At 56.7% G+C, this 14,473-nt stretch carries 16 protein-coding genes; 8 read left to right on the forward strand and 8 right to left on the reverse strand.

The genetic code is table 11. The features are described from left to right. Positions 1-72: 72 nt before the first annotated feature. From Q0746_RS15845 to cysG, 5 genes are read right to left on the reverse strand one after another with little or no spacing between them, the layout of a single operon-like run. Positions 73-486, reverse strand: coding sequence for a DUF934 domain-containing protein (locus Q0746_RS15845; RefSeq protein ID WP_298262024.1), 414 nt, complete (start codon positions 484-486; stop codon positions 73-75). Beyond that, entirely contained in the window at positions 483-1,202 is a 720-nt protein-coding gene (locus tag Q0746_RS15850) for a phosphoadenylyl-sulfate reductase (protein WP_298262026.1), read from the reverse strand. The genes Q0746_RS15845 and Q0746_RS15850 overlap by 4 nt, the downstream gene beginning before the upstream one ends. Beyond that, a complete protein-coding gene (locus Q0746_RS15855; RefSeq protein ID WP_298262028.1) occupies positions 1,192-2,856 on the reverse strand; it encodes a nitrite/sulfite reductase in 1,665 nt (554 codons plus the stop codon). Before Q0746_RS15855 ends, Q0746_RS15850 begins: the two co-directional genes overlap by 11 nt. After that, the gene (locus Q0746_RS15860) at positions 2,856-3,158 is read right to left on the reverse strand and encodes a DUF2849 domain-containing protein (RefSeq protein ID WP_298262030.1); all 303 of its coding nucleotides are present in this window, start codon (positions 3,156-3,158) and stop codon (positions 2,856-2,858) included. The genes Q0746_RS15855 and Q0746_RS15860 overlap by 1 nt, the downstream gene beginning before the upstream one ends. Then, positions 3,155-4,534 (reverse strand): siroheme synthase CysG, encoded by a 1,380-nt coding sequence (gene cysG / locus Q0746_RS15865; RefSeq protein ID WP_298262033.1) that lies wholly within the window; start codon positions 4,532-4,534, stop codon positions 3,155-3,157. The genes Q0746_RS15860 and cysG overlap by 4 nt, the downstream gene beginning before the upstream one ends. 137 nt (positions 4,535-4,671) lie before the next feature. Between cysG and Q0746_RS15870 the strand changes: the two genes are divergently transcribed. Next, complete coding sequence (locus Q0746_RS15870; protein WP_298262037.1) at positions 4,672-5,133, forward strand: Lrp/AsnC family transcriptional regulator; 462 nt, start codon at positions 4,672-4,674, stop codon at positions 5,131-5,133. On the opposite strand, the gene Q0746_RS15875 is transcribed toward Q0746_RS15870, so the two are convergent. Together Q0746_RS15875 and Q0746_RS15880 are read right to left on the reverse strand one after the other, a co-directional pair. Beyond that, positions 5,130-5,582, reverse strand: a complete 453-nt coding sequence (locus Q0746_RS15875; RefSeq protein WP_298262040.1) for a hypothetical protein — start codon at positions 5,580-5,582, stop codon at positions 5,130-5,132. The genes Q0746_RS15870 and Q0746_RS15875 overlap by 4 nt on opposite strands. A 77-nt stretch (positions 5,583-5,659) precedes the next feature. Continuing rightward, complete coding sequence (locus Q0746_RS15880) at positions 5,660-7,033, reverse strand: M20/M25/M40 family metallo-hydrolase (protein ID WP_298262044.1); 1,374 nt, start codon at positions 7,031-7,033, stop codon at positions 5,660-5,662. Between the two features lie 192 nt (positions 7,034-7,225). Here Q0746_RS15880 and Q0746_RS15885 point away from each other — a divergent pair, with 192 nt between their 5' ends. The 5 genes from Q0746_RS15885 (at position 7,226) to Q0746_RS15905 (ending at position 12,256) form a co-directional block, all read left to right on the forward strand. After that, on the forward strand, positions 7,226-7,813 hold the full coding sequence (locus Q0746_RS15885; RefSeq protein ID WP_298262046.1) for a 5-aminolevulic acid synthase: 588 nt from the start codon (positions 7,226-7,228) through the stop codon (positions 7,811-7,813). Between the two features lie 150 nt (positions 7,814-7,963). Further along, positions 7,964-9,187 carry a 5-aminolevulinate synthase gene (gene hemA / locus Q0746_RS15890; protein WP_298262048.1) on the forward strand — a complete coding sequence of 408 codons (1,224 nt, stop codon included), beginning with the start codon at positions 7,964-7,966 and terminating at the stop codon, positions 9,185-9,187. Between the two features lie 118 nt (positions 9,188-9,305). Next, positions 9,306-10,520, forward strand: a complete 1,215-nt coding sequence (locus Q0746_RS15895; protein ID WP_298262050.1) for a helix-turn-helix domain-containing protein — start codon at positions 9,306-9,308, stop codon at positions 10,518-10,520. A gap of 92 nt (positions 10,521-10,612) precedes the next feature. Beyond that, positions 10,613-11,746 carry a flavodoxin-dependent (E)-4-hydroxy-3-methylbut-2-enyl-diphosphate synthase gene (ispG, locus tag Q0746_RS15900; protein ID WP_298262052.1) on the forward strand — a complete coding sequence of 378 codons (1,134 nt, stop codon included), beginning with the start codon at positions 10,613-10,615 and terminating at the stop codon, positions 11,744-11,746. Beyond that, positions 11,747-12,256, forward strand: a complete 510-nt coding sequence (locus Q0746_RS15905) for a DUF1499 domain-containing protein (RefSeq protein WP_298262054.1) — start codon at positions 11,747-11,749, stop codon at positions 12,254-12,256. Between the two features lie 3 nt (positions 12,257-12,259). Here the strand turns inward: Q0746_RS15905 and Q0746_RS15910 are convergent, their stop codons facing one another. After that, on the reverse strand, positions 12,260-12,493 hold the full coding sequence (locus Q0746_RS15910; protein ID WP_298262056.1) for a hypothetical protein: 234 nt from the start codon (positions 12,491-12,493) through the stop codon (positions 12,260-12,262). 54 nt (positions 12,494-12,547) lie between these two features. On the opposite strand from Q0746_RS15910, the gene prfA reads away from it, so the two are divergent. Both prfA and prmC read left to right on the forward strand, forming a co-directional pair. Beyond that, positions 12,548-13,600: a peptide chain release factor 1 gene (gene prfA / locus Q0746_RS15915; protein WP_298262058.1), complete on the forward strand. Its 1,053-nt coding sequence runs from the start codon at positions 12,548-12,550 to the stop codon at positions 13,598-13,600. Further along, positions 13,597-14,373: a peptide chain release factor N(5)-glutamine methyltransferase gene (gene prmC / locus Q0746_RS15920; protein WP_298262060.1), complete on the forward strand. Its 777-nt coding sequence runs from the start codon at positions 13,597-13,599 to the stop codon at positions 14,371-14,373. The genes prfA and prmC overlap by 4 nt, the downstream gene beginning before the upstream one ends. Positions 14,374-14,473: the final 100 nt, after the last annotated feature.

Genomic DNA, 14,473 nt, shown 5'->3' on the forward strand with positions numbered 1-14,473 from the left:
GCAATTGTCCGGAGAGGGGGATGCCCTCACCGGCCTTTCTAATGATCTATGATCGTATGTTAAATAGGACGTTCAGCCGCGCAGGCGGGCTTGATAGTCATTGGCCTTCCAGTCCGCGCGGGCGCGCCACTGGTCCTCGGGTTGGCGTGCTGCAAGCGCATCGTCAATCTCGACTTCGTCAAAGCCGGACCTACGTGCCATGGCGTATTGATCAGCCAATACATGCCCTTTGGCGCGAAGACGCCCCGTAAACCCCATCAATCGCAGGCGACGGGCAATGGTGAAGCCGCGACCATCGGCGGAGCTGGGAAAATCGACGCGGATCATTTCGATCTCGCTCATGCGGTTGGCTAGACCGGCCGGATCGGCGTCGGAGGGGAGGTCGACGCAACACGGCGTATCATTGGCCGGCAATTCGGCCAAATCCGTATATCCGCGATCCCATGTATCGGCTGAAAAGCCTGTGTCTGTTACGATAACGCTCATGCTGCGTTCCTTTGTCTAACGACTTTGCCATCCACAATGTGGATACCGCATTCGGATTTGTCCTGACCGCGCCAGCGGCCTGCACGCGGGTCTTCACCCGCTTTTGTCTTCGTGGTGCAGGGAGCGCACCCAAGAGATTGAAAGCCACGCTCAACCAGCGGGTGTTTGGGCAACTTGTGCTCTTCGATGTAGGCGGCCAGTTTTGGCGCGTCCCAATCAGCCAGCGGGTTGATTTTGATCTTATCGCCGGATTTCTCAAAGATGGGCAGGGCGCTGCGTTGGCCGCTTTGGTAGCGTTTGCGTCCTGTAATCCATCCGTCATAATCCTTCAACGCGTCGTCCAATGGTTGGGTTTTGCGCAGGGCGCAGCAGGCGTCGGTGTCAATCGTATGAAGGATGCCGTCGACGTCCTTCTCAAGCAATTTGGCGCGTGATGGCTTGATCACTTGAACATTGGTCAAGCCAAGGTGCTCTGCCACATCCTTTTGATACTGCAGCGTTTCTGGGAACAGCATTTCAGTGTCGATGAATAGGATCGGCGCATCAGGGTCAACCTGAGCGATCATATGAAGCAGCACGACACTTTCTGCGCCAAAGCTGCTGACCATAGCGACCTTGCCAATTTGGACGTCATCCAAAGCATGCTTGATCACCGTTTGCGGATCACTTTTACGGTGAAGGATTGTGCGGCGCTCGGCCAGCTCCTTAAGCGGCATTTGCTTTAGCCTCCGGGTAAAGAGCGGCCTTGAACGGTGCCAGGCCGAGGCGGCGGTAGGCATCGATAAAGCGCTCTGTGTCGTTTTCGCGGTGCTCTAGATAGGCACCAATCAGGCGTTCGATTGCGGGCACAATTTCGTCATAGGCAAAACCTGGCCCTGCGCGTTCACCTACAGCGGCGGTTTCGGTATGATCGCCCCCCAAAGTGATCTGGTAGTTTTCGACGCCCGCGCGGTCCAAGCCCAATATGCCGATGTGGCCTACGTGGTGGTGGCCGCAGGCGTTGATGCAGCCCGAGATTTTGATCTTCAGATCGCCGATGTCGTGCTCCAGCTTCAACTCGTCAAAACGGATCGCGATTTGCTGGGCCACAGGGATCGAGCGGGCAGTCGCCAGCGCGCAATAGTCCATGCCAGGGCAGGCGATGATGTCGGAGATCTTGCCGATATTCGCCGTCGCCAGATCTGCGGCTTTCAAACGGGCGTGGATGGCAGGCAGGTGCGATTTATGCACATGCGGCAGGATCACGTTCTGCTCGTGGCTGATGCGCAGCTCATCATGACCGAACTCGCGGGCAATCGCCGCCATCTCGCGCATTTGCGCGGAGGTCGCGTCACCCGGAGTTTGACCGTGCTTCTTGATTGAGATCGATACGATCGAATAATCGTCGTTCTTATGCGCGGTCAGATTGGTGTCGGCCCAAGAACGGAAGACAGGATCGGCGTCATAGGCCGCGGTATAGCTGTCAGTCGGGCCCGTTGTGAATTCAGGCAACGCGAATTGCGCTTCAATGCCTTTCAGCATCTCTTGATCAACGCCACCGAACTGCGGTTTCAGCAGCGCGAAACGCTCCTCCACCAAGTCACGAATGGTCTCGATGCCGTTCTCATGCACAGTGATCTTGATGCGGGCTTTGTATTTGTTGTCACGGCGGCCCAGTAGATTGTAGACGCTGACGATGGCCTCGCAATAGGGCAGCAGGTCCGCTTTTGGCAGGAAGTCGCGAAGCACTTTGCCGATCATCGGCGTGCGGCCCAAACCACCCCCTACAACGATCTCGTAACCTTCCTCGCCGTCGCGCGACAGCAGGCGGATGCCGATGTCATGCGCCTTGATCACGGCGCGATCATTCTCGGAGCCAGTGACGGCCAGCTTGAACTTACGTGGCAAGAACTGGAACTCGGGGTGATCGGTGGACCATTGGCGCAGCAGCTCTGCCGTGGGGCGCGGGTCGGCGATTTCGTCCTTGGCGGCACCGGCGAAATGGTCGGCGGTGACGTTGCGGATGGTGTTGCCTGACGTTTGAATGGCGTGCATGCCAACTTCGCCCAAGGCGTCCAGCATGTCAGGGACGTCCTTCAGCTTTGGCCAGTTGTACTGGATGTTCTGACGCGTGGTGAAGTGGCCGTAGCCCTTGTCCCATTTGTCGGCAATGTCAGCCAGCACATCCATTTGTCCGCCATTGAGCGTGCCATAAGGAATAGCCACGCGCAGCATGTAGGCGTGCAGTTGCAGGTACAGGCCGTTCATCAGGCGCAGGGGCTTGAATTCGTCTTCGGTGAGGGAGCCGTCGATGCGGCGCTCGACTTGGGCGCGGAATTGAGCGTTGCGCTCCGCGAGGAAGTCGCGATCGAAGTCATTGTATTGATACATTAAACCAGCTCCGCCTGTTTGCCGTGGTTGTAGTTGGATGGGCCGCGGGTGCGGAACTCTTCGCGAAAATGCGTGGGCTGTGGTTTGCCGTCTTCGATCTTCACGTCGGCAAGGTAGACGCCTACAACGAGGTCGGGCTCGGAATTGCCTTGAAGCAGGCGCGCGTCGCCGTGGGCCGCATCTTCGATGACTTCGGCCTCGTCAAGGTGGCGCGACCATTGGTCGTTCGCCATGAGATAAACCACGTCGCCTTCCAGCAAAGCATTTGCCGTTACGACTTTTGGGGTGAATGGCTTGCTCATATCGCAGCCTCCATTTCATGTTGTTGTGCGGCGTTCAGGGCCGCGCGTGGGGCAAGGCCAAGGAAAACCAGCGCGGGGCCGGAGAGCTTGGCGTGTGTCAATGTTGGCTCCAGCTCGCCCAAGGTCGTGGCGAGGATGCGCTGCTCGGGGCGGGAGGCGTTTTCAATCACGGTGACCTGCGTCAGCGCGTCGGCACCATGCATCAGCAGGCGGCCTTGGATGAAGCGGGCGGACTTCTTGCCCATATAGATCGCCGCGACCTCACCCTCACGGGCAAGGGTTTTCCAATCATGGTCGGCAAAGCCTTTGGTGTCGTGGCCAGTGATGAAGCGCACGCCTGAGTTGCGCCCCCGTTTGGTGAAGCTTTGTCCCAATGCGGCAACGGCTGCGGACGCCGAGGTGATGCCGGGCACGATATTCCAAGCAACGCCCGAGGCATCACAGGCCTCTAGCTCTTCATCCAAGCGCCCGAAGACTGTCGGGTCGCCGGATTTCAACCGAACAACATGCGCGCCGCCGCGGGCATGGGTCACGATCATCTCGTTGATCGCGTCTTGTGTCATGGACGGGCCGAAGCCTTCCTTACCAGCGGACAACATGATCGCTTCGCGGCGGGCAAGTTCCAGAATTTCTGGGGCGACGAGGCGGTCATAGATCACAACATCGGCCTCATCCAACGCCTTGCGGGCCTTCAAGGTCAGTAGCTCGGGATCACCTGGGCCTGCGCCAACCAAGTCAACATGGCCTTCTTTGGTCTGCGCCGACAGATGCTGGTCCAGCAAAGCGTTCAGGGCGCCGTTGGCTTCGTCTTCGCTTGCAATGTCTTGCGCATAATAGTCGGCCCAAAACTCGCGACGCTTCACGCCGAAGGGCAGGGCGTCGGCCTTTGCACGGAAGGCTTTGCCGATGCGCGCCATCAAACCAAGACGCGGGGAAAGGCGTTCTTCGATATCTTTTTTGATGGCGCGTGCCAGCACAGGGGCCGCGCCTTCTGTGCCGATGGCCACAACCACGGGATCGCGGTCGACCATGGCTGGCGTGATAAATTGGCTGTCATTGAGGTTGTCGACAATGTTTACCAATGCGCCTTCGCGTTCTGCCAACTCGGCCACGCGGGCGTCTTCCGCGTCATCTTCATTGGCCGCATAAAACAGACGTGCCCCTTGCGCATCCCCTGTTTGAACGGCACGCCGTGTCAACGTAAGTCGAGCCTCGCGCGCCCAAGCCACAATTTCTGGGGCCGGGTCTGTTGCGAAAACTTTAAGTGCGGCTTCTGTTTTCAAAAGCAGACGCAGTTTCGCAAGCGCTGCCTCGCCTCCGCCGGAGACGATTACGCTTTGGCCGGTCAGAGCCATGAAAATTGGAAAGTGCTTCATCCGAGGCGTCCTTCGTTGCTTGAGCTAGAATATAGGAAAAATTCCCTAATCTGCCTATACTTTGATGCAGATAAGGAATATTGTTCTCCATAAGGCGCAATTTGGAACATGAGTTCCGGTTATGAAGGAAAACGCGAATGGCGGTTCAGATTGATGCGATGGATCGGAATATCCTCGCGCAGCTCCAACAAGATGCTTCACAGAGTCTTGATGAAATTGCCCGAAAAACAGGCAGTTCTAAGACGCCAGTGTGGAACAGAATCAAGAAATTGCGGGCAGCGGGGGTGATCAAACACGACACAGTGGTTCTGGACCCCGACAAGCTGGGTTTGGAGGCGTGTTTTTTCGTGTTGGTGCGCACATCCGAGCATGAAAGCGATTGGCAAGAAAAGTTCTTACTGACCTTGCAGGCGCGTCCTGAAGTGATGGAAGCACACCGCTTGGCGGGGGATATCGACTACATCTTGAAGGTACGGGTCGAAAACGCCCGCGCCTATGATGTGTTTTATCAAGCTCTTATATCTGAAGTTCGAATTTTCAACGTCACAGCATTGTTGTCGATGGAGGAGATCAAATCCACCACAGCTTTACCGCTTTAACCGGCAAGGAGCTGATGTTCCGCGGACCGTGTGCTGCTAAAGCGCGGCGGAGGAACAAGGTTCTGGGATCTGGGATCTTGCACCTGAGCGCGCCCCGCGACGCTAGACAAGGCGATTTGCGAGATAAGGTTGGGCGATAGCGCAGGACTTACAATGCTGACCAAACTGGGAAGCAATTCGTAAAGTTCATCGACAGCTTCGTCAGTGCGATCGCTCAACAGTAGGGTTTTTACAAATGGGGCATGTCTTTCCGCGGAAAGGGCCACTTGATGCGTTAACGCGTCATTCACCGTTTCTGTCATGACAATCAGATCAAAGGTCCAGACGCGCGCATGCGCTGTCGCCATCATCACGCTTTCACTATTCACCACCTGAAATCCGTTTTCGATCAGCCGATGGGACAGGCGGTGGTGAATGTCTGGGGTGTCGGAAAGAACAAGCGCTAGCATCTCGGGGTGGCCTCGTGGTCTGAGCAGATGCTCGAACGATACCGGCCGACCCTTAATACAATCCTAAGTGCGCCGGATTACTTCGACATTGCATCCAGCACCCGCACCCACGAGCGAATGCCTTTGTGGAAGCTCGACAGATCATATTTCTCGTTGGGCGAATGAATCTGGTCGTCGTCCTTGCCAAACCCAACCAGCAGGGCGTCCATTCCCAACACATCCTTAAAATGTCCGGCAATCGGAATCGATCCACCACATCCCACAAAGGCGGCGGGATTGGGCCATTCATCCGACAAGGCAGCACGGGCCTGTTCGAAGGCGGGGTGTTGCGTGGACATTTCGGAGGCGGAGGAGGCGCCATGGCTTTTGAATTCGACCGTGCAATCCTGAGGAAGCTGCGCTTGCACGAAGGCACGGAAGCTTTCGCGCAGTTTCAGCGGATCTTGACCTGGCACCAACCGGAAGGAAATTTTGGCGGTCGCAATGGACGGAAGCACCGTTTTGAAACCATCCCCTTGGTAGCCGCCGGAAATGCCATTCACTTCGCAGGTCGGGCGCGACCAAATCATTTCCAGTCCTGTGCGGCCCTCTTCTCCTGCGGGCACGCCAAGGCCAACCTCGCCAAGAAACTTCGCATTGTCGAAGCCGAGATCATCCCATTGCCGCGCAATATCTGCGGGCAAATCCTCAACCCCGTCATAAAACCCAGGAACCATGATTTTGCCCGAGGCATCATGCAGGCTGGCGATGATCTTGGCCAAAACACGTACAGGGTTGCGTGCGATGCCGCCATACATGCCCGAATGCAGGTCTTTGCTTGGGCCGGTGATTGTCAGCTCTTCGCCCAGCAGGCCGCGCAGGCGCGTTACAATGGCGGGGGTGCTGTCACCAAAGAGGCCGGTGTCACAGATCAATGCGATGTCCGCCTTCAGCTCTTCGGCGTTGTCCTTCATAAAGGGCACCAATGACGGAGAGCCGCTTTCCTCCTCTCCTTCAAAGAACAACGATACTTTGGCGGGCAGGGTGCCATGCACAACCTTCCACGCCCGACAGGCTTCGATAAAGGTCATTAACTGGCCTTTGTCGTCAGAGGAGCCACGCCCGCGGATCACGGGGCCTTTGTCGGTGTCTTCCAAGCGGGGCTCGAACGGTGGGTTGTCCCACAAGGACAGCGGATCAACCGGCTGTACGTCGTAATGCCCGTAGAACATGATATGCGGGCCGTTGCCCGTACCATGCGCCACCACCATAGGATGGCCGGACGTGGGGCGCTTCGAGACGTCAAACCCGATGCTTTTCAGATCATCCACCAACCAGTCCGCGGCGGCGTCGCAATCGTCTTTATAGGCTGGGTCGGTCGAGATCGACGGAATCCGCAGCAGCTCCAATAGCCGCGCGATGGAGGATTCCAAATCCCCGTCAACCTGATCCAATACGGTATCTAGTGTCATGTCCTATCAGCCCCCATGCCGAAATATTTGCCTGTCGTAATTTGCCCACAAGGTTAACAGCCCGAACTGCACTGTCCAGCGTCAACGGCCAGTTTTAACCGGTAACGAAACAATGACATTTCCCCCTTGAGACTGAGGTCAATTTCAAGCGTAATAGCCGTCAACAATGATCTATATCTTGGGGTAATTTGCATGAGTTCCACTTTGCATAGCGGTGTGTTGGCCGGATTGATGGTCCTAGCCGCGGGAATCGCCGGCGCTGAGTCGCTGAATTTCAAACAGGCGCGCAAGGTTTTGCCGAAGGGCACAAGCATCGTGGCGCAGATGCCCGACACTCCGTTTCTGGACGATAAAGAACGCGCGATTGTGTTGTCTTTGAAGGATACAATTCCCTACTATGGTGCGGTGGCCCTGTCGCCTGATGAAGGCCTCTATGTGGAGTGGTTGAACGCCTCAGGGCAACATCATTCACCGCAGGCTGCTCGCGTCGCGGCATTGGCACATTGCAACGCAAACCGGAAGGCGGCCTCTGCAAAATGTGTGGTGGTGCTGGAGGTCTCTCCGAAGGGGGCCAAACCTGAGGCGGCCCTTAGCTTGTCCGCCGATGCGGTTGACGCTGTAAAAGGGGGCTACAAGAAGCTAAAGGGCCCCAAGGCTTTTGCAATTTCCCCCAGCCTTGGCACATTTGGCTTTGCGGACGGTGATGGCGCGCGCGCCTTGAAGGCCTGCGCTGACGCCGGGGCAGGGGCACAAGATTGCGTCGTAGTGATCGAAGATTAAGGATTGCTTTGCGCTTATCGGATACATCTGGCGCTGATTGAAGGTGGCTTTTCTTGGGGGGCGGCAAATTGTAGCCTATTCGTGAATGGCCAAATTGGCTAAAGGCTGTAAAACCATTGTAACGCCCCGCTAGCAAAGGCTTCCAATCCTGTGACTTACGATTCCTCTTTAGATATTGCCCTGCAACGTTTGCATGATGAAGGCCGCTACAGGACCTTTATCGATGTGGAGCGTGAGCGTGGCAATTTCCCTCATGCGGTTCGCACGAAGCCGGACGGCAGCAAGCAGGACGTAACCATCTGGTGTGGCAACGATTATTTGGGCATGGGGCAGCATCCTGTTGTCTTGAAGGCCATGCATGAAGCAATTGATGCGACCGGTGCGGGGTCGGGCGGGACGCGCAATATCTCCGGCACGACGGTGTATCATAAAAGGTTGGAGGCGGAGCTGTCCGACCTGCACCACAAGGAAGACGCGCTGCTGTTCACCTCTGCCTACATCGCCAATGACGCGACATTGTCCACGCTGCCCAAAATTTTTCCAGGCTTGGTTATTCTGAGCGACAGCCTGAACCACGCGTCGATGATTGAAGGTATTCGCCGCAACGGCGGGGCGAAAAGCATTTTCAAGCACAATGATCTGGACGATTTGCGCGCAAAGCTGGAAGCCGTGCCGGCGAACTTGCCAAAGCTGATTGCCTTCGAAAGCATCTATTCCATGGATGGCGATTTTGCCCCCATTGAAGCGATCTTGGATCTGGCCGATGAATACAACGCATTGACCTATATCGACGAGGTCCACGCGGTGGGCATGTATGGTCCACGCGGGGGGGGCGTCGCAGAGCGGGATGGCTTGATGGGGCGCATTGACATCATCAACGGAACCTTGGCCAAAGCATATGGTGTGATGGGCGGCTATATCGCGGCATCTGCCAAAATGTGTGATGCCATAAGGTCTTATGCGCCGGGCTTCATCTTCACAACGTCGCTTCCGCCTGCCGTTGCTGCCGGTGCTGCGGCCTCGGTTGCCCATCTGAAAACGGACACGGCTTTGCGCCAACAGCATCAGGACGGGGCTGCGGCTTTGAAGCTGCGTCTCAAGGGATTGGGCATGCCACTCATTGATAACGGGACACATATTGTGCCCGTTCATGTCGGCGATCCGGTGAAGTGCAAGATGATCTCGGACCGGTTGCTCGATGACTTTGGGATTTATGTTCAACCCATCAATTTCCCGACTGTTCCACGCGGAACAGAGCGCCTGCGCTTCACCCCGTCACCGGTGCATGGCCCAGAACAGGTAGATGCACTTGTTAACGCTTTAGACATGCTTTGGTCCCACTGTGCGCTAAATCGTGCCGAGTTAGCAGGTTAACTGCGTTTCAGCTCTGCACTAGTTTGTCAGAATGTGTTAGAGTTATCCCAATGTGGTCACGTGGGGACGAATCGATACCGCATTGAATTGGGATAACAATAACAGCGAGCAGACGCGTATGTTGGGGCGATACAAACAGCCCAAATCGAAAAAGACCGAGGAAACTCGGGGCTTTGACGCGTTTGAAATGCGGCTCGGCGATATGATGCGCGGGGAGCGGGCCACGCTTGGCAAATCCCTGCTAGACGTGCAGCGCGAGCTGAAGATCAAAGCCACCTATATTGCCGCTGTTGAAAATTCCGACCCATCAGTTTTTGAAACCCCTGGATTTATCGCAGGCTACGTGCGCTCCTATGCGCGCTACCTTGGCATGGATCCGGATTGGGCGTTTGAGCGGTTCTGCAACGAAAGCGGCTTTGCGGGCGTTGAGGGGCTATCAGGATCTTCAGCAAGCTCAAAACCATCCAAAACACGCCGGAAACCTGTTGCGGGCGAGGAGGCGATCGTGCGCCCTGTGGCCCCTTATGCGCCCACAGGGGAAAGCATTTTTTCCAAGGTTGAGCCGGGGGCAGTCGGCTCCATTGCGGTTCTCTTTGGGCTGATCGGCTTGATCGGCTATGGCGGCTATTCTGTCCTTCAAGAAATTCAACGTGTTGAATTCGCACCCGTCGATCAATCCCCCAGCCTGTCTACTGATGTGGCCTCTTTGGGATCGTTGCCATCAGCGTCCCCAAGTCAAAATGAAAATGCCACGGGTTTTGTGGCACCTGCGCCGGATTCTCTGGATCGCTTGTATCGCCCGCAAGCTTTGGAAGCCCCTGTGCTGACAGCGCGTGATGGGCCGATTGCTGGGCTGGACCCTCGGATCAACGGCGCTTTGGTGAACGAGCCGGACATTCAATTGTCAAATGCTGCTCTGAGCCGCACCGCAGATGACGCCCCGGCACTCGGGACACCGCAGGTTTTCGCGGAAAGCGCCTCCGATGTCGTGCTGTTTGCGACGCGTCCTGCTTGGGTCCGTATCTCCAATGCCGATGGAAGTGTGTTGTTTGAAAAGGTTCTCGACGCGGGCGAGACATATGTTCTACCGCAAACCGACGAACAGCCCATTTTGCGCGCAGGCAACTCGGGATCCTTGTTTTTCAACGTTAAAGGCCAGACCTACGGCCCCGCCGGTCCAGGGACGTCAGTGGCCAAAAATGTGGCCCTTGGTGTAGATGCCATTGTCGAGACCTACGATGTGGCAGATACCACCGATACCTTGCTGGCAGAAGTTCTGACGGCAATGGCCACCTCGCTTGCCGTCGATCCGGACACCCCAGCAGCAGAATAGACGCGGGATAAATCCTGCCGACACATTGCGACACCCCGTCACGAGGGTTATATCGTCAGGTAACAGCAGTGTTCTCATAAGGCTTGCACCCCATGTCCTCCCTTCATTCGATCCGTCCATGGCGCCAAATCGAGCGCCGTAAATCCCGCCAGATAATGGTTGGAAACGTCCCTGTAGGTGGTGACGCACCGATCACCGTGCAAACGATGACCAACACCGACAGCTCGGACGTGGCCGCTACGGTGGCGCAAATTCAGGCCTGCGCGGAAGTCGGGGTGGATATCGTGCGTGTCTCGACCCCAGACGAAAGCTCCACCACCGCCTTGCGTGAGATCGTCAAAGAAAGCCCTGTGCCAATCGTGGCCGACATTCACTTTCACTACAAACGCGCGATTGAGGCCGCCGAGGCGGGGGCTGCGTGCCTGCGCATCAATCCTGGCAATATCGGGGATGCTTCTCGTGTGCGCGAAGTGATCAAAGCCGCGAAAGATCATGGCTGCTCAATCCGCATCGGCGTGAACGCCGGCTCGCTTGAAAAGCACCTTCTTGATAAATATGCGGAACCTTGCCCCGAGGCGATGATCGAAAGTGGTTTGGACCACATCCGCATCCTTCAGGATAATGATTTCCACGAATTCAAAATCAGCTGCAAGGCCTCCGATGTGTTCCTCGCCGCCGCCGCCTATCAAGGTCTGGCCGAGGTCACAGACGCACCAATTCACCTTGGGATCACAGAGGCGGGGGGATTGACCTCGGGCACCATCAAGTCAGCGATCGGCATGGGAAATCTGCTTTGGAGCGGTATCGGCGACACCATTCGTGTGTCCCTGTCGGCGGATCCTGTGGAAGAAGTCAAAGTCGGCTATGAAATCCTGAAATCTCTAGGGTTGCGGCACCGCGGTGTGAACATCATCTCCTGCCCATCTTGCGCGCGCCAAGGGTTTGATGTGATCAAAACAGTCGCCGCACTTGAGAAGCGCCTTGAGCATATCAAAACACCGATGAGCCTGAGCATTATCGGCTGTGTGGTCAATGGCCCCGGAGAGGCGCTCATGACTGATGTGGGCTTTACCGGCGGCGGAGCTGGGTCAGGCATGGTCTATCTGGCTGGCAAACAAAGCCACAAGTTGAGCAATGACCAGATGGTAGATCACATCGTCGAGCAGGTAGAAGAGCGCGCCAGTGTTATTGCTGCAGAATTGGCCAAAGCCGAAGCAGCCGAATAAATGCTGAAGATCCTTGCGCTGCTTTTGCTAGCCGCGGTGATCCTTGGGCAGCTGTTTGTCCGGCTCTACCCGTTGGACCCCAAGGCCTATCACGTCGACTTGCGCAGTTTGGAGCAACACGGTCAAGGGGCTTCGCTGCGTGACCCGACTGGCAATTTCCAAAGCTTCGCCTTGGGGATCCGCTCTGATGCGCTTGAGCGCTCGATTTCGAACATCATTACCTCAACGCCGCGCACGACTTTGCTGGCGGAAACTGTGGCGAAGGGGCAAGTCGTTTCTTCGGTGACCTATGTGACGCGATCTGCGTTCTGGGGGTTCCCCGATGTCACGACCGTAGAAATCGAGCAGACGAATATGGGGGCCGCGTTGCGAATATACGGGCGGTTGGTATTTGGGAAAGCCGATTTCGGCATGAACAAGACCCGCATCAATACGTGGCTGGACCAGCTTTTCGCTCAACCATTGAAGGATCACTTGGGGGATCCAATCCCGCGACCGCCAAGCCTGTAGCGCTTAGCCCGTCACGCAACTGCTTTGCATTTCACGCCACATCGGCACGTTTTGCGACATCTCGCAGCGGGCCATATAGATGCGCCCACCAACGCTCAGGCAGCGTTGCTCCCCGAGTTCCACGCGGGCCCCAGCCTTGTCGGTGCAGTAACAATCGACGGTTTTGCCCGAAGGCGACGTCACATCCGCGCTTATTGGTAGGGCCAGCACGGTGAAGGCCGCTGCATATTTCCACATGCCGTCTATCTTAGCACACTTGACCCCAACTCGCCAAATGTCCATCAACGGCCCATGGTTCCATTAGACAGACTACAGCAAATCACCGAGCGCTTTGAGTATCTTGAGGCGCGGCTGGCATCCGGTGACACCGAAGATTTTGCGGGCATTTCGCGTGAGTACGCGGAGCTGAAGCCTGTGGCAGACGAGGTCGCGGCTTATGTGCAGCTATTGGCGGATGTCGATGAGGCACGCGCCATGATGGACGATCCGGAACTGCGCGAGCTGGCCGTTGACGAATTACCCGTGCTGGAGGCCCGCTTGCCGGAGGCCGAGGCGTCGATCAAACTGGCGTTGTTGCCGCGTGATGCGGCAGACGCCAAGCCTGCGATGCTGGAAATTCGCCCGGGGACGGGCGGGGATGAGGCGGCGCTTTTCGCTGGGGATCTTTTGAACATGTACCGCCGCTACGCCGAAGGGCGGGGCTGGGGATTTGACTTGATTGAATATCAAGAAAGCGAACTTGGTGGCGTAAAATCGGTAACCGCGCATATCAAAGGGCAAAATGTGTTTGCCCGAATGAAGTTTGAAAGCGGGGTGCACCGTGTGCAACGCGTGCCGGTGACGGAAAGCGGCGGGCGGGTTCATACGTCGGCGGCGACGGTGGCGGTTCTGCCGGAAGCCGAAGAGGTGGATATCGACATTCCCGCCTCTGATTTACGTCTCGATACGATGCGGGCCTCTGGGGCAGGCGGGCAGCATGTGAACACCACCGATTCTGCCGTGCGCATTACCCACATTCCAACCGGTATCATCGTGGTCAGCGCCGAGAAATCGCAACACCGGAACCGCGAAATCGCGATGCAGGTGATGCGGGCGCGTCTTTATGATCTTGAACGCCAAAAGCTGGATGACGAACGCTCTGCCGATCGCAAAAGTCAAATCGGCAGCGGGGATCGTTCGGAACGCATCCGCACCTACAACTTTCCTCAGGGGCGCATGTCGGATCACCGGATCAATCTAACGCTGTATAAGCTGGATCAGGTGATGCAGGGCGATCTGGATGAGATCATCGACGCGCTCACCGCAGATGCACAAGCGCAATTGCTGGCCGAACAAGGCCTATGAGTGATGCGGTTGCGTCTGCTGTGGTGCGTTTGCATGAGGCAGGCATTCCAGACCCGACCAATGAGGCACGACGGTTGGCAGCACTGGCTGCCGAGCAGGGGACCGACTTGGCCGATCTGGTGGCCCGCCGTGTCACCCACGAACCCTTTTCCCACATCAAAGGTCGACGGGCTTTCTGGAAGCATGATTTCGTCGTCACCGCCGATGTCCTAGACCCGCGTCCGGACACAGAAACCTTGGTCGAAATTGCGCTGACTTTGCCCTTTGACAGGGTGCTGGATCTCGGGACGGGGTCGGGGTGCATCCTACTCTCATTGCTTGCGGAACGTCGCTCGACCACAGGGGTTGGGGTCGATATTTCTGCCGCGGCTTTGCAGGTTGCAAAGACCAACGCGGGGATCACCCAGACGGAAGAACAAGTGCAGTGGCTTGAAAGCGATTGGTTTGACGCGGTTGAAGGGACATTTGATCTGATCACCTCTAATCCGCCCTATATCACCGAGGCGGCCTATGCCGATCTTGACCCGACGGTGCAACGCTACGAGCCGCGGATCGCTCTTACGCCGGGGGGGGACGGACTGGCGCCCTATAGGTTGATCGCGCAACAGGGGGCCAAGTTTCTGGCGCCGGACGGATATGTGCTGCTGGAAATCGGCTTTGATCAGGGCGACAGCGTGCAATCCATCTTCAAGGTGAGCGGCTGGCGCGATATTTCCTGCATACCGGATTTGAATGGCAAGGACCGTGTTATACGCGCCAAATCCCCAAATTAGCTACATTTTCCGCAATATTGTAACCATTTACACCGAATCATCTTGCAAAAAACGGGTGTGACTGCTTTTGTCATACGCAGTAGGACGCAGGCGTTATCAG

The organism is uncultured Litoreibacter sp. (genome assembly GCF_947487515.1).
Taxonomy (GTDB): Bacteria; Pseudomonadota; Alphaproteobacteria; order Rhodobacterales; family Rhodobacteraceae; genus Litoreibacter.